Source organism: Edaphobacter sp. FHG110511_03 (assembly GCF_059115365.1).
In genome coordinates, this window is the sequence record NZ_JBZYWL010000023.1 from 1 (window position 1) to 18,414 (window position 18,414).

Consider the following 18,414-nt stretch of genomic DNA (forward strand, 5'->3'; position numbering starts at 1 on the left):
ACGCGACACCCACAGACGCAAATGCCGTCGATCACCTTCACTGAACAAGCATGGGATTTCGAAATTACCCAGGCGAACAATGACCACAGTCGAAGAATCAATGAGGATCCATTTGTAATACGCAGCGCACCAAACAAATTGCCTAGCCTCCGACGCGCTCCTCTATGTGCCCGATGGCAAATCATTCGGATTGATTTGCCGCACATTAAGAATGTGCACGTGGATGGCCATAGAGCAATCGTATGGCAACGATGAAAGTACAACAGATACACGCACGCTCATTTCAAATAATTCGCGAGGTTCGCGAATTCGCGAACCCCAAAGCCGTTTTTCCTCTTGTTACGCAGAACTACGTCATGGTTGGCTATTTGTTCTACCTCATCCATGTTCGTTCGCCCCACACATGCAGAACCCCATCGGCCTCGACTCCGAGGTCCGATCAGGCGAATCAAAAAGTCACAGAGATAGAATGCCGGATGGTGGCACAATCTTGAAAGAACAGATCATCCGTGCGGCGTGGGCCCGCGAATACGAAGCTGCCAGGTAGCCGAAGCACTTTCGCTCAGTTCTAATTCGCGTTCGAGTGCGAGTATCGTGAGTAAATCGCAATTTTCGCAGATCCTCGAAAAGCGGTCCTGGCGGATCGTGCACTAATTCCTCCTCTTTTCACGCTATTACAGATTGGCAACCCAGATGCATATCGTGGAGATGTATGGATAGCTCCGATGAATGTCACCTTGGCCCACGTCGATGAGCTGGTGGCATTTCGGTGCAACATATCGGGTCAGATGATCGGCCTTCACTAAGTAGAAATGACATGCATACTGCAATCGCAAAAGGCGGGCAAAGAGATGAGCATCCAAACGACCGAAACCTTATCGCCACCATTTACTCGCGAATCGGCGTGCCATAAAGTTCGCAGGGCCGAAGATGCCTGGAATTCGCGTGATCCTGATACGGTCGCATTGGCCTATACCATCGACAGTCAATGGCGTAATCGTGTAGAGCTTGTGATCGGTAGGCAGGAGATAATTAGGTTCCTGACCAACAAATGGCAGCGCGAACTGAACTATCGCCTGGTTAAAGAGCTCTGGGCCTTTGATGGGTCACATATTGCCGTTCGCTTTGCTTATGAATGGTGCAACGGTTCCGCTAGTTGGTTCCGCTCATATGGCAATGAGAACTGGGCATTTGATGCGAACGGAATAATGCACCACCGCTATGCCTGTATTAATGACCTTCAAATTAGAGAATCGGAACGCAAATTCCGTTGGCCGTTAGGGCGCAGGCCCGACGATCATCCGGGACTCTCGGATCTTGGTTTATAGAGATGAAAGACCTCTATCTGCTCATGAGGGGATCGAAGGTAGATGTAGGTTTGTAACGCTCCAGTTCGATTGCTGGACCTCGCGAGACGGCACAAGATGCTCGGATTCTATGGGAGGCGGAGGACCCATTTGTCAATGTCAGGCTCCCAATTCATTCGAGGCACTTTCAGCCTTTCGAAACAAACCTAAATTGCACGCAACTCGTGTATTGCGGATGGCAGCTGGAAGGACAATTCCTATCACGGCCTCGAGGTTGAGCGCGGTCCTAACGAAGATAACAGCGGCTATTTTTGGCGTTCTTTACATCAATAGGTCGAATTCGCAGGAAGGAGAACCGATGTACAAATTGAATATTTTTATGCGCCGCAAGCGTGGCGTGGCATTTGAGGATTTCTCGAAGCATTGGCCCACGCTACATGCAGCTGTTGTGACGAGCCAGCCTGCTTCGAAGAAATATATTCTTCGATATATTCAATGTCATAGTTTGACTGCGACATTGGATGGCAGGATTCCATCTGCGTTTGATGGGGTCGCGGAGGTTTGGTTCGACGATCAAGCTAGCGCTGAGGCATTCTTCGCAACTGATGATTATCGACAGACGATTGTTGCTGATGAAAACAGGTTCATGGATCGCGAACGTTGTGAGCTGCTGTTTACCGAAGAAGTTGTTGTAATGAAGTGATTTGAAATGGCTGGTGAGACTCTCGTTGTTTTACAGGTTGTCGGGTAGTCGCAATAGGTCTCCCGACAGTTCACCAACAAATGTAAGTTGTAGACGATGGGCTCAGGATAGCCGATCTCTCCAAGCAATTGGGTTGGGCTAACGAACGTCGTTAGCCGTCGAGTTCAAGGAAGGAGCCTCTATGCCCGCCATCACTACGAAAGACAACGTTCAGATCTTTTACAAAGACTGGGGTTCAGGCCAGCCCATTGTTTTCAGTCACGGTTGGCCACTGTCGGCCGATGATTGGGACACGCAAATGTTGTTCTTCTTGCATCAGGGCTATCGGGTGATCGCGCATGATCGCCGTGGCCACGGGCGTTCCACTCAGACCGCTGATGGACACGATATGGACCACTATGCAGATGATTTAGCGACTCTTACGGCTCATCTAGGCTTATCCGACGCGATCCATGTGGGACACTCGACCGGGGGCGGCGAGGTGGCTCGATATCTGGCGCGCTATGGAAAAGGCCGAGTGGCCAAAGCAGCATTAATCAGCGCGGTGCCCCCTCTCATGGTGAAGACAAGGACCAACCCGCTCGGACTTCCCAAAGACGTGTTCGATGGTTTGGAGGTTCAGCTTGCGGCGAATCGCTCGCAATTCTATCGCGACTTGGCAGCCGGGCCGTTCTATGGATTCAACCGGCCCGGCGCGAAATCTTCAGAAGCCATCATCGAGAATTGGTGGCGTCAGGGTATGATGGGCGGAGCGAAGGCGCATTACGACGGGATCTTTGCGTTTTCCCAAACTGATTTCACAGAAGACCTCAAGACAATCAGCGTTCCCGTACTGGTCATGCATAGCGAAGACGACCAAATCGTTCCCTATGTCGCCTCTGCGCCGCTCTCGGCGAAGCTTTTGAATAAAGGAATTCTAAAGACCTACAAAGGTTTTCCACACGGCATGCCGACGACGCACGCGGAAATAATCAACGCAGACTTGTTGGCGTTTATTAGAGATTGATTGTTCTGAGGCGACACTGAAACGAATGATGGCGGCTCTTATATGGTTTTCTGGCTAGAAGGTTTGGTGTCACTGGCTTCTCCGAATTTGCGGGGGTCGCCAGCGGTACTGAAGCTTGAGAAGTAGGGCGAGGTTCTGTCTGCATGAACCGGCCCACTCGATCATTCAGACTCGAGTGGGCCATTGATGTGAAACGTCGACGCAATGCCTACTGATCGTTGCCCTCGACAAGGTCAGTGGGGACCGCAGTCAAATAACCGAATAGGCCGCCGCCATTCGGAACTGCGGTGAAGTACAGCTCCGCCGCAGGCGATTTTGAGGAATCATAGTTGCCCGGACTAACGTTCCCTGGGGTGATTGCCCAGAGACCATTAATCGACAGCGGTTTTCCGTTCGCATCTTGCAGCAGACCGTCAAACTTACCTGTTGCGAGATCATAGGCTGCGATGAAGCCGCTCGATTCCGACGTTGAGGCGCCCGCAAATTGTCCGATCAACAAATCATGACTGAAACGCCCAAAATCGAGAGGAGCCAAAGCTACACCCCAGGGTGCATTGAGCCAGTCCCCATGCTCCAACCGTTGCAGAAGCTCGCCCTTGGACGAGTAAATGTCGACGTAGCCAAGGCCAGGGCCATCGGTCTCAAACTGAGATCCCTCCTGATGAAGCACATACGTCACGACGATGTCATTGCCGATTGCCTGCACATTAAAGGGTACAAAGTTTCGCGGTAGACGATCGTCCACGAAAGATCTGTCTTCATCATCCGAGCGGCGGCGATATTCATCGCGACCCTGCCCTAAATGCGCTCTTTGAAATGTGCTGTCGTAAACATCAACACGACCTTTGGTGAAATTAGCGAGGTAGAGATAGCGCTTACCATCGACTAATGTACTGGTAATGCCGGTATAGCTGGAACCATCCTTGGTCCTAGCTACCGTTACCGCGTGAGTCGAAGGAGCGGACCCGCCTTGCCCTGTGGCAACATTAGGATTCCAGGCTGCAATGGTCCCATCAATCGTGCAGAATAGAAAGTCTGCCGGCATGCCTCCAGTCAACAAGAAATCGGTTTGGCTACTGTTAGCGATCGTGCCGCTTGGGGAACCGATCGGTGTTGATTTGTTTGTTGGATCTGCCGGGGGAATTGTAACGACTAGAGGATTCTTGATTCCCGCGCCGTTATAAAGTGTACTGACGCCTTTGAGGTTGTCGGATACCCACCAGGCTGAGCTTGATGTTCGGGAGAGTCCCCAAGGATTTACCAGGTCCGCGTCGGTTACCGGAGCAACCCCAGATACATTCGCCACAAGATTGGTTTGAGCGTAATGTTGTGCAAATGCCATACCGCCGTGGTAAAGACCATAGTCGTGCCAGCAGCAAGACGCAAGAATGCTTTCATAAACAAACTCCGTATATTTTGAATCCCGTCGTTTCGTATGTTCCTCTCAGGTCGACGCGGTGTCGATATTGAGGACTTGAAGCCGCCACCGCGGGATGGTGTCGGAATTCGAGGTCATCTTTCAGATCTCAGAGTAAGAACACCGCAGCCTAGCTATTTATTCCTCAAGTTAGAAGAGCTGGTTTATTCCCTAAGTTACAGTGTCCGTCGCTAAGTTGATCGTAGCGACGTTGTTCGTCGAAGCGATGAGTCATGGAGATAGATTTTGGATTTACAAACATGCATGAAGATGAATCTCGTGCTGAGAATTCCATAGGACAGGAAATGAAATAAGGCAACTGTCCGTGGTGCTCTTGTAGTGAATGGGACGTCGTGTATTGTGCATACAAGTTCCACTCCGTTGGATCCACTTTCTCGAAACCCGTATTGAAATCTTGCTGGCGGCTTGCGAGAAAACAATCATTGATCAAGCACAATTTCGTGCTTCAAGTGAAACATAGTAATTCCATCTGTATTACATGTCTGACATCCCGGAGACTAGCAGTTTTCCGGGGTTACGCTGAGATCCTGGAATCGCGTATCAGAGCGCAGGTCCGAGTAGGAAGCAAGTGCAAGAGCTCCTCATTAGAGGGTCGGGTAGCGAAATAATTTCGTAACTAGAGATCCAAATGCAACGCTTTTGGATCTGATTTAAGTGTTATGAATGCGTCTACAAGAAGTTCGGTTTCGAGGTAGTCGAAATGTAGTAACGGATTGCCGGAGTACGTCCACTAGATGGGCTTGGCGACAAAAAGACTTAGCGGAGAAGCCGTCGGAACTACCCTTAGAAGTTCGAACTTCGCAGATGAGAGCAGGCCTCGGAACTCCTTTTCTGTACGTTCCCGGCCTCTTACCAGAACCAACATCTGCAGGTCGGCCCACTTGCTGAAGTCGAATGTGGTTTCCTCCGGAATCATGAACTCGGCGAGAATTAGGTGCGCTGTTGGCGGCATCGACCGGCGCAGTGTTCCCAAGATTGCTGCAGCTTCCGCGTCGGCCCAGTCATGAAGGACCCAGCGCAAAAGGTAACCATCTGCATCCTTTGGCACGGACTCGAAGAAGTCCCCGCTTACAACCTGCATACGATCATGAGTAATCGACTCCGTCGCGAGATGCGGCTGGTCGAAGAGAAGACCTCTGGACGAGGGTGCAGAGTCGAGGATGGAGATAAGTTGCGTGCCGATGCCGCCGCCGATATCCGCGATCAAAGGAAATTGACCCCAGTCATAGGCGGCGACAACTGCCGGCGTCATGGCCAAGCTGGCCGAACGCATTGCGCCGTTATTTACCTCATTGGCTTGGGGGCGACGCCGAAGAAGTTCCCAGAAATCGCAGCCATATATCTTATGGATCGATGGATCTCCAGTTTTCACAGAATATTCCAGTTCATCCCATCCTTCAAAGGCACCGTTGCCTCTAGAAAGGTTTTGAAGAACCAAAGGAAACTGGGATCCGGGTACATCCTTGCGCAAACACTCACTCGCTGGCGTATTTGCAAACACGCGTGGCGACGCCTGGTTGAAAATGCCAACACTTTCCAAAGCACGTAGTAGGCGAAACAGTGAAGAAGCATTTGTTTCGGTTCGACTCGCAAGATCATCCACATGTACCGGTCCTTCGCTGAGACGATCGGCGATGCCAAGTTTAGTAGCGACCCCGAGGGCGTGCCCCTGCCAGAAACCCAGAACAGTCGACAGGATCTGATCGTGAGGTGCCATCTTAAAGTTTTGCATGCTACTCCTACAGCCTAGGGCTGCGATTACTTCTTTGAAGCAAGAGGTGATTGGAAGGTGAGCAGAAGTCGGGCACTAAAGGCCGGGAAGCCTTCTACTTTCCTCACTGACGTCTCTAATGTAGAGACGCGTCTTGGACGCACCTATTCCCGAATTGCGGTCAGATTACTCGTCGTCTATCTCTATGGCATGAGTCTCGCCGCAGTTGTGCAGGAGATGAACCTCGATTTTATCCTCGTCACCACAAATCTTTGTCTGTGTTAATTCCTTCCTTGCTGAGAGGTTTCATGGAGCTGTTCCAGGGATGACACTAGTTGTTGATTCCATCGTGGGGCGGGCACCTTGGACGAGATGCCATGACAGGGGGATGGAATAGATTTGCCGGCTAAGTCGTCTTAATCGACATGAGGAATAGAATTCTCACCGCGAGAGGAAGCGATTGGTGTTTTAAGCCAAGAAGACGGCCTGTTGATCCCTTTCATTCATTGGACTTTACAGGCTAAGCGCGGAAACGAAGTATATGGCCAAACCTGAAAACAGTCCTCTATATCGCCTCGAGATCTCCTCGAACAGAAAGTGGATAGTTCCCTTGTCGGCGTACAGACAGATTGCTTCAACGATCTTGACAGTGACGTCAGCATTCCAAGTAACGTCGCAACCGCGGCGCCGGCGTGGATTGTTACATCAGGTCTCTTCTTTGTTTAAGGTAAGAACTTTACTTTACCGCTTCGTCGGCGGGCGGAGACCGGTAGGAATATTGCCTCTCAGCAGTGTTATCTTTCATGGTCCTCAGCGAGATGTCGCGAAGCCATGACGAACGAATCGAAAGTAAGTGGAATTTATGAAACGAACACCGAACCCAAAATTTAACGAGCAAGTGAGAGTCAACCAACAGCACCTTGCCGCTAATGTGAAATCGCATTATGACTTCATTGTTTGTGGGTCGGGCTCATCGGGTTCGGTAGTAGCCCGACGTCTCGCCGAGAATCCTGACGTTAGCGTACTGTTGATCGAAGCCGGTGGTAGTGACGACATCCCAAGCGTCACGCAAGCAGATTTATGGCCCCTGAACCTTGGGAGCGAACGCGACTGGGGATTTCAAGCACGATCGAATCCAAATTTGAACGACCGCACTCTTTCCATGTCGATGGGGAAGGTGTTGGGAGGCGGATCAAGTATAAATGCGATGTACTGGGCACGCGGTCACAAGAATGACTGGGATTATTTTGCGGACCAAGCTAGGGATAAACGATGGAGCTATGGCTCAGTGTTGGAGATTTATCGTCGCATTGAAAACTGGCAAGGGGTCCCGGATCTGAAGTACCGAGGAACAGGAGGGCCGGTTTTCGTTGCGCCCACTTGTCCAAATCCAATGACGTCTGCAATGTTTGAGGGAGCGCGCTCGGTCGGTATTCCGACATTCGAGAATCAGAATGGTCGGATGATGGAAAGTGAAGGGGGGTGCTCCTTAGCAGAGCGGCGAATGGATGATGGACGGCGTCTCTCTGTATTTCGTTCTTATGTTTTCCCTTACATGGACCGGCCCAATTTCACTGTCCTCCCGCATGCGCTTGTTAGCCGTGTAGTTATTGTTGGAAATCGAGCGACATCTGTAGAGATTGCTTACAACGGGAAGGTCTTCCGCATCGAAGCTGGACTTGAGATTGTCCTGTCTTTGGGCGCTATCAATACACCAAAAGTGTTGATGCAATCTGGTATAGGCGATCAGAAGGAATTGGAGCGCCTAGGTATTCCCGTGGTGCAGCATCTTCCGGGCGTCGGGCAGAATCTACAGGACCATTTTTATTTTGGCGCTTGTGTATGGGAGCGTGAGCATCCGGGCGATGTTCCGACCGGTGGCGAGGCGGTCTTGTTGTGGAAGAGCGACTCGCGTCTTGACACTCCCGACATGCAATGCGTCCAGGTCGAGGGGGCCATCGTTACACCTGAAACAGCGAAGTTTGCTCCCCCACGTAATTCATGGTCACTCGTCCCCGGCATTGTCCGGCCCAAAAGTCGAGGGCATATTCGCCTAACTGGATCAAACCCGAATGACCCTGTCGAGATTGAAGCTAATTTTCTCCAAGATCCTGACGACCTAAGAGCCATGATGACAAGTGTGGAAATTTGCCGTGAGATAGCCAACTCAGATGCGCTGCATCCTTTCGCGAAGAGGGAAGTAATTCCCGGCGGCATGAAAGGAATGCAATTGGAAAGTTTCATCCGAAATTCCATTGTCACCTATTGGCACCAGACCTGCACGGCGAAGATGGGGTGCGATTCAATGTCGGTTGTGAGTGGTCACCTCAGGGTTTATGGCATCGATAAGCTGCGCATTGCAGACGGATCGATTATGCCGCGTGTCACGACCGGCAATACCATGGCTCCTTGTATCGTCATTGGAGAGCTCGCTGGAGAGATGTTGAGGTCAGAACATAAAACATGAGCTAGGAATTGTGTCACAACGTACAACTCACGAAATGTCTGGCTTGCGTGTTTGTTAAGAGCAGACCAACTTCATGACTGAGTTCGCTCTTGACGATGAACGTCAACAGCTTTCAATTAGCTCGCGCCTCCGTTCGACGGTTGAGCATGATTTTCAATAGGAATGATAGTAATGATTACGAAAATGGCGGCAACGATTGCACATAAGCTGCTGGATTCCGCGATCTGGAACGAAAAAATGTATGCAGATGGTTGGAAGAACAGTCTGAATGGAACAGCCGACGTGATCGACAAGTCCACCGGGGAAGTTCTGGCAACCGTTGCAAATGCTAGTTTCACTGATGTGAGAGAGGCTTGTCTCCTTGCTGTAAAAGCGGGAAAGGGATGGGCTGTGGTGTCCGCAGAGGAGCGCGCCACAATCCTTCGTCGGGCAGGTGAAATCTTGGAGCAATACAAAGACGAGGTCTCGTACTGGACAGTACGAGAGTCTGGCTCAACCACGTTTAAAACGCAGCTTGAAGTGAAAGCATCGAAGGGCATGTTCGATCAGGCAGCAGACGACGCAACACGACCTTCACGAAGGGTCCTGAAGGATGATGCGGATATGCTTAGCTACATCGAACGTGTTCCGCTAGGAGTGGTGGGAGTGATAGCACCGTTTAACTTTCCTCTGTCTCTCGCCCTCCGTTCCGTCGTAGCTGCTCTCGCTATGGGAAATGCAGTAGTCCTTAAGCCAAGCGTGAACACGGCAGTTAGTGGTGGCGTCGTCATCGCGCGTGTACTGGAGGAAGCTGGATTGCCCGAGGGCGTCCTGCAAGTCCTCCCGGGGGGGATGAAGCTGGCATAGCCCTTGTAGATGATCCCAATGTTTCAATGATTGCTTTTACCGGATCAACCTCAGTGGGCAGACAGATCGCCAGCAACGCTGGCCGCACCTTGAAGCGCGTCTCGCTCGAACTTGGCGGAAAAAATCCGTTGCTCGTCTTGTCCGACGCGGACCTGGAAGCTGCAGCACGTGCGGGCACCTTCGGAACATTTCTCCATCAGGGCCAGGTTTGTCTCGCCGTTGGCATTCATCTAGTACATGAGACGCTGGTTGACCGATATGCCGCCAGGGTGGCTGAACTGGCAAAGGCAATCATAGTCGGCGACCCATATCTGGAGGAGGTAGGGTTAGGCCCCATCATCAGCAAGAAGCAGCGAGATCACATTCACTTAATCGTCGAAGAAGCTATTCAATCAGGGGCGGAACTTCTTGAGGGGGGAACCTTTGACGGACTTTTCTATCGGCCGACTGTCCTGAAAAACGTTCCTCATCACACTCGAGCGTTTCGGGAAGAAATCTTCGGCCCCGTGGCTGTGATCGTTCCATTTCAAGATGAGAGCGAGGCGATTCGGTTGGCGAACGGAACCGGATATGGCCTCAGTGCTGCAGTCTTTGGCAAATTAGAGCACGCCAGAGAAATCGGTGAACAGATAGAATCCGGGATGGTTCACCTCAACGATATGACCATTGTGGGAGACCCAAAGGCTCCTTTTGGAGGCGTAGGAAAATCTGGAAACGCGAGCCGAATTGGAGGAGATGCGAGTATCGAAGAATATTCGACGTGGCGGTGGGACACTGAAACCCGTCAGCCGAGGGCATACGAAATCTGATCCGTCTCACTGTAAGTCTAATCTCTCGACATTTTTGATGATCTCGATTTCGTAAGCGAATCTCACATCCCACTGGGCGGTTGGATTGAAAAACTTGCGCGCTGGCTGAGAAAGTAGTGGAATGTGTCTGAAACGACTCGCCACCGGTGTGGAATATATCTCTGCTAATTCCCATGTCGTAAGCTTGTCCCCGTCTTGTACTTGCCGCGGTCCCATCCCAGGGGTGAGAATCGTTTGGCACAGTCTCCCGGACGCTACAGCGGCTTGCAGATCATCTGGAAGAGATCGGATGAAGGCGAAGAGGAGATGATCGGTGGATGGGGCCTGAGAGACGAATCTTACCTCGCCGCTATTAGGAACAGCGCCTGCACTCGCTGAGGCGGGAAACATGTCTAGGTCTGGTCCAAGTGTTTTGCGACGAGTGGGGTGACAATTTTGCGTACCCCAAGGATCCCCAATCAACGTAGCAGGACTTCGTCAAGTGGTGTTTTCTTGTCGAGTAGCGAATCGACACCCTCCACAATAGATTCGAGCGCGTTGGTCCGGGCGATTATCTGGCTCAGCGCTTGCGCCCTTCTCCTGTATAAGGGATTCGAGATTACTTCACGGACTGCGGAGAGAATCTGGTACCGACTGGGACGGGATGTCTTTAGATCTATTCCTGTGCCGGACCATTCGATGCGTTGTGACACGAATTCCTTGTCTTCCGTAAGGCCAGCGGCAACCATTGGCACACCTGCAGCGAGAGCTTGATTGACCGCTCCGTAACCGGCGTTGGTTACAAAAACATCCACTTTCGGAAAAAGGAGTTCGAACGGGATGAAGGTAGCATACCTCGTGTTCCGTGAAATCTCATGAATCCTCGCATTGATATTCCCGGTGGCAGCAACGATCAAAACATCTTCGTTACCGAGTGCGTCGACAGTTGGTTCAATTAGCTCCGTAAGGTCCGTGTTGGCAAGGGTTCCTTGAGTAACTAGCACAACGGGTCGCCCTGAATCGAGATCTCCCCACCATGGTGGTTCTTTGAACAGCCTGGTGGTATTGGGAAGGATCGGTCCGACAAGGTGCACTGTCGAGGGTTTGTCAGACGGAACGAACTCAAATTCCGAAACACTTAGCTGGAATACGAGATCGGGCAGGGTATAAAAGCAGTCGAAGGGAGATACCGAAATTGTGGGTGAATCGACCTCTTTCAGCCTTTCATTGATGCTGATGGCGAATGGTAGAGATGTTTCGAAGAACTTGCGGTTGGCTTGCATAACTCTTGCTCGGTCAGATGGAGTCCTTGCGGGGGGCGATGTTGGGCCAGCATCAGTGCCTAAGAGTCTCATGGGATTCACCCCACAGCAGATGATAGGAGGTCGTTTACTACGTGGTCCGAGGAGCAGTGGAAATGCGCCGAAGAAAAGTGTGTCAATTATGATGAGATCAATCGAGTAAGTTAGGAGAATCTCCTCAAGCCCACGATGTTGATCCGGAAGTGTATCGCTAAAAATTGCTTGGCGCGCTAGATTCGACCATTCGACAATCGGTAATTGCGAATCTCTTGATGGGAAATATTGATCCCATAACCGATAGTCGTAATTTGCCTTACCTTGTAAGCTGACGAACTGGAACCCGCAACGCTCAACAGTACTACGAAAAAGTTCAGCAGTATAGAAGACGATCGTATGTCCTGCGGCTACAAGATGACGGCCAATACTGAACATCGGATCAAAGTGACCGGGGGTCGGGACGGAACAAATTAGTAGCTGTGCCATAAATCCTTGAGGCCGGTTTTGCGGCGTGAAGGCCTGTCCGTTAGACATTTTTGGACCAACGGCTCTATTTCAAAAGACCGAGTTGTGGTTGCTGGTTTGGATATGATGAGAGTCCTAACCAAACGGAGTTGAGCCGATTCGCTCTGCCATAGTGGAAATTTGGAGGTAGTTCCACTGAAGGCGGTTGTGATGGATCGGTATGTTGCCTGTTTTGATCGCGGCGCCCGTGCGGCTGCACTCGGGGAGATAACTTCCTTGGCATCCATCTATGCGTATGGATCGGATTCACGCGCTCGCGTTCCTAGGCTGTGTGTTTGGACGGCCTCTTCCAGCAGACGCACTATGGTCCTACTTGTATCGATTCGTGCAAGCTCCTCTGCCACAGCGCGAGAGCGGCTCCGGTAGGTGTCAGTTGCAAGGATTGTTTCTATCGCTTCGCGGATAGCATCAGGTGTTGGCCGGTCCGTGTGTAGGTTGATGCCGATGCCGGCGTTTGACACGTGCATAGCAACTTCCGCCTTATCTTCACTCTTGCCAGCAACTACCATCGGTACACCCAAGGCTAGTGAACGGCACACTGTTCCGTAGCCACCATTCGTCACCAAAACGGACGCGTATTTCATCAGTTCATCAAGCGGCAGGTACTGCAACACGGCTGCGTTTTCCGGCATATGGGAGTGAAGCACGGACAAGCTACGACCGCCCGTCGTTGCCACTACGACCAGGTCCTCTCGCCCCGAACAAGCTGCGAGCGTCGGCTCCAGGAGTTGAGTCAAGTCTATATTCGAGACTGTACCCTGGGTTACAACGATCACTGTTTTGCCCGTACGGATCAATCTTTGCGCCGATTCAGACAGCTCACCTTGTGTGAACGATGGCAAAACACCTATGCAATGCACTCTCTCTGGGAGATCTTTGCGTGGGATCTCTACACTCGGAGAACCGGGATGCATATAAACATCCGGCAGCGCGACTACGCTATCCATGTAAAACATAGGGAGCGGATCGGCTCCGAGCTGAAGAAGGATGTCAGTCATGTAAGTGCGGGCAGGCTTCCAAACATCAGCATCTATTCCAGCTGCGATCGACTTGTACTGCGCCACTTCTGGTGAATCGGGAGATACTGGTGGCAAACCTAGGCCGAACGGCGCAAAGTCATCGCGGTGATACGTGAATGCGCCAATGCCAAGGTGAGCAATTGCCGGTCGCTTTTTTCCTTTATTTAGGAGAAATGGCAACGTGCCCCCATGAACACAGTCAACAAGGATGGCATCTGCAGGAAACGTCTCCAGAATAGAAAGCAAACCGGCGTACCGGGCTTGCACAGGATCGCAGAAGATTTTCTGTACATCGAAGAGAATTTGCTTCGGGCCTGGCGGTAAAAATTTACGTTCGGGAAATAAAGCATCGATATCTGACATATCCTCAGCCGCTTTGGCTGGTGCAGCAACAAACTGCAAGCCACACGCTTCTGCTCGTGCGCGGAACTCTGGAGCGGATGTGAACAGAACCTCATGCCCGGCGGTTGCAAGTATTTTTCCAACGTTCAGGACGGGGTTCACATGTCCTATCAGGGGTGTGGAAGCAAGAATAAGTTTCATAAATCCTCGTATCGTTTTTGAAGATCCTTAGTGGATCGCCGCCGGCGTGCAGATCAGCACACTGCCATCGCTCGATTTACGGCGCAATCCACGGGTTTATCTCGTTAGCGTTGCCAGCAGTTGTGCCGGGGTAAGCGAAATCGTTTCTGCAGCCCCCCGTGTCTAACAAACGATGTCGGCTCTCATGACTGGATCGAACTATCCGAAGAGGACGTCAAATTGGAGTAATAGCGATATCTTCCGTTTGATCCGCGTTTACCGGTGTAGTCATGGTGGCACTGGTTTTCACTATTAAACCGTTGCACGTTTCCAAACAAGGCTGGCTTCCTTATATAGAGACGAAATCATGCGAGATCTATTCCTTCGATCGAAGGAGATTGTCGGCTGATTGGCAGTGGCAGAGTTGCTGTCGGAAATGATGTTCTTTTCTGTTCACAGGGCCAGAAAGTACCTGTTCCATAGGAGTGAAAACATGAAGGGTCGTAGACCTTGATACTCTGAGATATCTTAAAGCCCATAGGGCCACTCTTTCGGAATTGGCGCTCTGTTGGAACCGTCGGGTTTTGAGGCCTGTTCGAACTCTTCCGAATTACCCTGAAGCGTCAATCACAGATCAGCGTCTGAGGCCGTCAAGCCTGCTTCAAAACTATCAGTTAGAACCGTGATGACAAAACTAGATTGATGGTCGATACATATTGAAGGGCTACCGGAGTAGATCAATCGCCGCTAACCGCTACGGCGAGATTCGCGCCACATTGCTTCAACATTTGCAGCCGTCTTGTTGCGACATGCGGGCCATTTCAGCGTGTGATTCCGTGTCGTAGATAGCGCTTAGGAAAGCGGCGATGAAACAATCACAAGAGCCTGCGATATGGACACGTGCTTGTCCAGAAATCAGAAGCTTCAATCATGCGTGAGGAACGGTGCTTTTACCGAGCTGTACTACGAATCACCGATCGATGCGTTTGCGCACTTCTGTGAGGATTTCTTTGGCGAAGCCTGGGTCATCAACCGCTCTTGCGAGAATGACCGCACCAATCAAGGACGTATACATCTGGATCGCATCCCCTCGCGCGGAGCGACGAGACCTCCATGGGAAATAGGTTGCTAGCTTGTGGATCAAACCCTTGATCTGCTCTGTGAAGCCACCTCGCACCAGCTCTTCCTGACGAACCTCCGAAGCCAACGCGGCCACAGCGCAACCGCCACTGCAGTCATGCATGTGTTCTTCGCTCAGATAATAATCAATGTATGTGGCCTTGCCTTCCTCCGTTGGAGGGACCTTGTCAAAGTCTCCAATGGAACGTTGTACCTCCCGTGTAAGAGTCTCCGACATAAGTGCTTCTTTCGAAGCGAAATGGTTATAGAAGGGGCCGTGCGTGAGTCCGGCGGCCTTCATGACCTCGCTGACGCTGACACCGGAGAAGCCGCGCTGTCGAAACAGGCGGATAGACTTGTCAAGAATTTGTTGATGCTTTCTGGCAGTCTCAGCTGCTGATGATCCCATCGGCCCTCCTGATGCATCGCGACATTGGCATTATTAGCATGATACACATCATTGACAGAATGAAAAAGCCGATGAAATGCACCTATATGGATGGTTAGGTTGACTAGAATGCATGATGTATGTCATGTTGTTGTTGGCGTTGGACTATCGTCGCGCCCAATGCAGCAAGGAGATTGAAAGAACGGTCAGATAAAACAGGCGAAGTAGCGCGACCAGTTGCAAATAATGATGAGCGTTTCAGGAAGTCTTGGCCAGGGGTCGACACAGATCGGTCAGCGAAGCGCGGATCTGATCCTGAGTTTCATTCACTCAAGTGAAGCTGGAATGCCTGAAAGCGCAGGGACCCGATCACCCTTTTATTTACCCGCTAGCCGCAGGACCAATGGTCTTTCCGTCCACCACAGCCTACGGGCAGGTCTCTGGGGCGATGGCACCAGCGAGGTGCCGTGCCTAGTAACTCCGCAGGCCCTGATTTGATTGGCTTGGAGGTTTGACCTCGCTCTCCCAAGATTTTCGAAATGCAAGCGACGTTTTCATCGAGCAGAACATCGCTAAAACTTGCGAAAGTTAGCTAACACGCCTTCATCAGGAGTTACACAATCGTCACTTCGCTGCGCAATCGACTCCGATGGTTCGACGACTTCGAGCTACCTTCCCAGCAATATTCGGAAGATTTTTTCACCTTTATTGCCAGACTCAGAGCTACCCAACCGGTCCATTGGAACTCCCGGCACAACTTTTGGGTGCTGACCCGATACCAGGATGTCCAAAACGCCCTGCGGTCTTCCGGTGTATTTTCTTCTACGACAGTGCTAAATCTGGACCAGCAGGTCAGTTCAATTCCGGAGGGAGCCCGTGCGTGCTTTGATATCTGCAATCGACTTTGGACTGCTGCAGTACAGGCTTCCGACGATCCGCAACAGACTCGACAGGGAATTTCGATGGCAGAGATCTTCACGACAGCAGCGGTCGAGGCAATTCACGACACAATATGGCAGTGTGTTGAACATTGGCGGCGCGAATTACAGCGGGTCCGAACGATCGATTTCGTGGCTCAATGTGCCTATCCGCTGTCATCGCTTGTTATATCCAATCTCTTAGGGTTGCCGGCAAAATATCATCAGATATTTCGCGAGGCGTCGGCAGCCCTTGCAAAATTTCCTACTTCGGTGCTGCGAGGTGATTTCGCGCAGGTTGTCCACAGCGCGGTGTGTATTAAGCAGGCTGAGACAGTTCTCGAAAATCTCATATTCCAGCGCCGTGTCACTCCCGGGGCAGATCTAATCTCCAGGCTCGCAAATGAGGGCGATGCGGCCGTACGACTGTCGAACGACAAAATCATCGTACTTTGCAGCTTCCTAATCACTTCAGGCAACGAAATGGTGGCTAGGGCTCTGGCAGGCTCTCTTTTCTACCTGCTATCGGAGCGGCGTAGATGGGTTCAACTCCTTGAGGAACCGAAACTGTTGGAAAATGCGACGTCAGAACTGCTGCGCTTCATAAGTCCAATTCTGTGGGTTTCCAGAACAATGACGCGAGATATCGAGCTAGATGGCAATATCCTGCGGAAAGACAGTAAAGTGAAACTTGGAATTGCTGCAGCTAATCGTGATCCATCGGAATTCAAAGATCCGGACATCTTGAACCTTGCTCGTTCCAAGCCCCACTCCCCCTCCTTCATCTGTGGCTCCCCGTTTTCTGTCGGGCTCGCTGTGGCACAAATCGAAATTGAATATGCTCTTGCAGGTTTGCTGCACAGGATGCCTGATATTGCTCTTGAGTCTCGAGTGGTCGACTGCTGGAACATCCACCATCCTCGAACATTACCGCTTACAAGTTCCGCAATTCATGTCTAGGGCACCCAGGTCCCCCAGGCGAAGATTCTCCGCTTGTGGGACCTGGTGCGAATTGTTGCAAGTCTAATTCAGCAAGAGAGTTCGAAACAGATCCCAGCGAACAGTGGATGAGCAACGCGACAGATGAGTTAGTACGTACTGCTACGTCACATTGTCATAGCTTCGGGTACGCGAATACCAGGGTTTGTTTTATGAGGAGATAGCAGGTACACCGTACCGACCGGTTGGATCTGGTGTAATCCTGCATTCGCGGAAGCCTTTGAAATATTGGCGCGACATCGATCAATACCAGATTTCGTTAGTGTCCACTATAAACCTTGGGTCGAATGCGAACAGATCGCGTCGCTTGCAATAGTCCATAGAGATTACTGGCGAGGAACCGCGATCGCGGAAATCTTTGGTCTAGAAATCAATATTCAATGCTTAGGCGAGCCGGATCAAGTTCTCGACAAGGGCGTACAGTTGCTCGACTACCTCGATCTTTTCGGGAAAATTGTCTGAGCCTGATTCGTCCGGCACGGCCAAATATGAGTGCTCCGTATGTTGTACGAAATGGGCAATGTTGAACGACGGTTCAAGACATCTATAGGTTACTAACCTTCCAATCATTACTATTTGCCACGCTATGGTTTATGCCATTTTTGACATACCGCTTTGGGCACCTGCCTATTTTGTTGGCAAGGCCAAGACGCTCGAAGAGCCCTCGACGATGAACAGCGAGCCTTGGGAATATTTGTCGCATCGCATCGTCTCTAAAGATGGGCACCTCTATTCAGTTCAGTAGTCAAAAAAAAGGAGAATCATGCGAAAAAAGATTTCTGCTCCCGTCTCGCCCCCACATCAACAGATTTTGTCGATGACCGTGGGCTTTTGGCAAAGCCGAGCTCTCGCAATTGCAACTGAACTTGACCTAGCTGATCTCATGGCCGAAAAACCCGTTCATGTAGAAGTGCTGGCAGCAACTACCAAGACTCAGAGGATGGAATGAGTACAGCGAGAGCCTTCGGTATATATGAGGTCGAGCCGTGTAGCGACGGTTGCACGCCACTGCACACCTGAGCAGTGATCTTATCGTTCAAATTGCGATCGACAAATGCGACTTTGCCCAGTTTATGCGGTGAGAACGTATCAATTGTCCCGATTGATCACTCAGTCTCCCAGTAATGTTTCTCGACAGGGAAGGTTCTCCAAATTGAAATGGCTCTAGGTTGGGCCGAGCATAGGTCTCGCGGCCTTTGTGGCGTCCCGTCAGTTCTGCCCTAAATCCAACCAAATACCATGATAGGTATAATGGTATTGGAACCTGCATGTCTAGATGCATCACTATTTGGTGGATTAATTTGACCATTGTGCATGATATATGTAATGTTGAACTATAAATCAGCATGTTGGTAATCATG

Annotated in this window: 14 protein-coding genes; 9 read left to right on the plus strand and 5 right to left on the minus strand. The window is 51.0% G+C overall.

Going from position 1 to position 18,414, the window contains the following annotated elements; translation table 11 throughout:
* The first annotated feature begins 851 nt into the window (after positions 1-851).
* From AC5S26_RS29405 to AC5S26_RS29415, 3 genes are all read left to right on the plus strand, one after another.
* Positions 852-1,328 (plus strand): nuclear transport factor 2 family protein, encoded by a 477-nt coding sequence (locus tag AC5S26_RS29405; RefSeq protein ID WP_494188506.1) that lies wholly within the window; start codon positions 852-854, stop codon positions 1,326-1,328.
* A 337-nt stretch (positions 1,329-1,665) separates the two neighbouring features.
* A complete protein-coding gene (locus AC5S26_RS29410; protein ID WP_494188507.1) occupies positions 1,666-2,010 on the plus strand; it encodes an EthD domain-containing protein in 345 nt (114 codons plus the stop codon).
* A gap of 181 nt (positions 2,011-2,191) precedes the next feature.
* Positions 2,192-3,016, plus strand: coding sequence for an alpha/beta fold hydrolase (locus tag AC5S26_RS29415; RefSeq protein ID WP_494188508.1), 825 nt, complete (start codon positions 2,192-2,194; stop codon positions 3,014-3,016).
* 208 nt (positions 3,017-3,224) lie between these two features.
* On the opposite strand, the gene AC5S26_RS29420 is transcribed toward AC5S26_RS29415, so the two are convergent.
* A complete protein-coding gene (locus AC5S26_RS29420) occupies positions 3,225-4,358 on the minus strand; it encodes a TIGR03118 family protein (protein ID WP_494188509.1) in 1,134 nt (377 codons plus the stop codon).
* A gap of 826 nt (positions 4,359-5,184) precedes the next feature.
* Complete coding sequence (locus AC5S26_RS29425; RefSeq protein ID WP_494188510.1) at positions 5,185-6,186, minus strand: methyltransferase; 1,002 nt, start codon at positions 6,184-6,186, stop codon at positions 5,185-5,187.
* Between the two features lie 57 nt (positions 6,187-6,243).
* On the opposite strand from AC5S26_RS29425, the gene AC5S26_RS29430 reads away from it, so the two are divergent.
* From AC5S26_RS29430 to AC5S26_RS29445, 4 genes are all read left to right on the plus strand, one after another.
* The gene (locus AC5S26_RS29430; protein ID WP_494188511.1) at positions 6,244-6,450 is read left to right on the plus strand and encodes a hypothetical protein; all 207 of its coding nucleotides are present in this window, start codon (positions 6,244-6,246) and stop codon (positions 6,448-6,450) included.
* Between the two features lie 577 nt (positions 6,451-7,027).
* On the plus strand, positions 7,028-8,632 hold the full coding sequence (locus AC5S26_RS29435) for a GMC family oxidoreductase (protein ID WP_494188512.1): 1,605 nt from the start codon (positions 7,028-7,030) through the stop codon (positions 8,630-8,632).
* Positions 8,633-8,803: 171 nt separating this feature from the next.
* On the plus strand, positions 8,804-9,478 hold the full coding sequence (locus AC5S26_RS29440; RefSeq protein WP_494188513.1) for an aldehyde dehydrogenase family protein: 675 nt from the start codon (positions 8,804-8,806) through the stop codon (positions 9,476-9,478).
* Positions 9,479-9,504: 26 nt separating this feature from the next.
* Entirely contained in the window at positions 9,505-10,287 is a 783-nt protein-coding gene (locus AC5S26_RS29445; protein ID WP_494188514.1) for an aldehyde dehydrogenase family protein, read from the plus strand.
* A 458-nt stretch (positions 10,288-10,745) separates the two neighbouring features.
* Here AC5S26_RS29445 and AC5S26_RS29450 read toward each other — a convergent pair whose 3' ends face one another.
* From AC5S26_RS29450 to AC5S26_RS29460, 3 genes are all read right to left on the minus strand, one after another.
* Positions 10,746-12,098: a glycosyltransferase gene (locus AC5S26_RS29450; protein WP_494188515.1), complete on the minus strand. Its 1,353-nt coding sequence runs from the start codon at positions 12,096-12,098 to the stop codon at positions 10,746-10,748.
* Positions 12,099-12,316: 218 nt separating this feature from the next.
* Positions 12,317-13,651, minus strand: a complete 1,335-nt coding sequence (locus AC5S26_RS29455; protein ID WP_494188516.1) for a glycosyltransferase — start codon at positions 13,649-13,651, stop codon at positions 12,317-12,319.
* A gap of 949 nt (positions 13,652-14,600) precedes the next feature.
* Positions 14,601-15,158 (minus strand): TetR/AcrR family transcriptional regulator, encoded by a 558-nt coding sequence (locus AC5S26_RS29460; RefSeq protein WP_494188517.1) that lies wholly within the window; start codon positions 15,156-15,158, stop codon positions 14,601-14,603.
* Positions 15,159-16,099: 941 nt separating this feature from the next.
* On the opposite strand from AC5S26_RS29460, the gene AC5S26_RS29465 reads away from it, so the two are divergent.
* On the plus strand, positions 16,100-17,014 hold the full coding sequence (locus AC5S26_RS29465) for a cytochrome P450 (RefSeq protein WP_494188518.1): 915 nt from the start codon (positions 16,100-16,102) through the stop codon (positions 17,012-17,014).
* Positions 17,015-17,816: 802 nt separating this feature from the next.
* The gene (locus tag AC5S26_RS29470; protein WP_494188519.1) at positions 17,817-18,002 is read left to right on the plus strand and encodes a hypothetical protein; all 186 of its coding nucleotides are present in this window, start codon (positions 17,817-17,819) and stop codon (positions 18,000-18,002) included.
* The last annotated feature ends 412 nt before the right edge of the window (positions 18,003-18,414 follow it).

What these genes read in the sequence shown, in the direction of transcription:
- AC5S26_RS29445 (WP_494188514.1), top strand. Translation starts at nt 9,505, where the DNA reads ATGATTGCTTTTACCGGATCAACCTCAGTGGGCAGACAGATCGCCAGC.
- AC5S26_RS29405 (WP_494188506.1), top strand. Translation starts at nt 852, where the DNA reads ATGAGCATCCAAACGACCGAAACCTTATCGCCACCATTTACTCGCGAA.
- AC5S26_RS29410 (WP_494188507.1), top strand. Translation starts at nt 1,666, where the DNA reads ATGTACAAATTGAATATTTTTATGCGCCGCAAGCGTGGCGTGGCATTT.
- AC5S26_RS29460 (WP_494188517.1), bottom strand. Translation starts at nt 15,158, where the DNA reads ATGGGATCATCAGCAGCTGAGACTGCCAGAAAGCATCAACAAATTCTT.
- AC5S26_RS29435 (WP_494188512.1), top strand. Translation starts at nt 7,028, where the DNA reads ATGAAACGAACACCGAACCCAAAATTTAACGAGCAAGTGAGAGTCAAC.
- AC5S26_RS29425 (WP_494188510.1), bottom strand. Translation starts at nt 6,186, where the DNA reads ATGCAAAACTTTAAGATGGCACCTCACGATCAGATCCTGTCGACTGTT.
- AC5S26_RS29470 (WP_494188519.1), top strand. Translation starts at nt 17,817, where the DNA reads ATGCGAAAAAAGATTTCTGCTCCCGTCTCGCCCCCACATCAACAGATT.
- AC5S26_RS29420 (WP_494188509.1), bottom strand. Translation starts at nt 4,358, where the DNA reads ATGGCATTTGCACAACATTACGCTCAAACCAATCTTGTGGCGAATGTA.
- AC5S26_RS29455 (WP_494188516.1), bottom strand. Translation starts at nt 13,651, where the DNA reads ATGAAACTTATTCTTGCTTCCACACCCCTGATAGGACATGTGAACCCC.
- AC5S26_RS29415 (WP_494188508.1), top strand. Translation starts at nt 2,192, where the DNA reads ATGCCCGCCATCACTACGAAAGACAACGTTCAGATCTTTTACAAAGAC.
- AC5S26_RS29465 (WP_494188518.1), top strand. Translation starts at nt 16,100, where the DNA reads ATGGCAGAGATCTTCACGACAGCAGCGGTCGAGGCAATTCACGACACA.
- AC5S26_RS29450 (WP_494188515.1), bottom strand. Translation starts at nt 12,098, where the DNA reads ATGTCTAACGGACAGGCCTTCACGCCGCAAAACCGGCCTCAAGGATTT.
- AC5S26_RS29440 (WP_494188513.1), top strand. Translation starts at nt 8,804, where the DNA reads ATGATTACGAAAATGGCGGCAACGATTGCACATAAGCTGCTGGATTCC.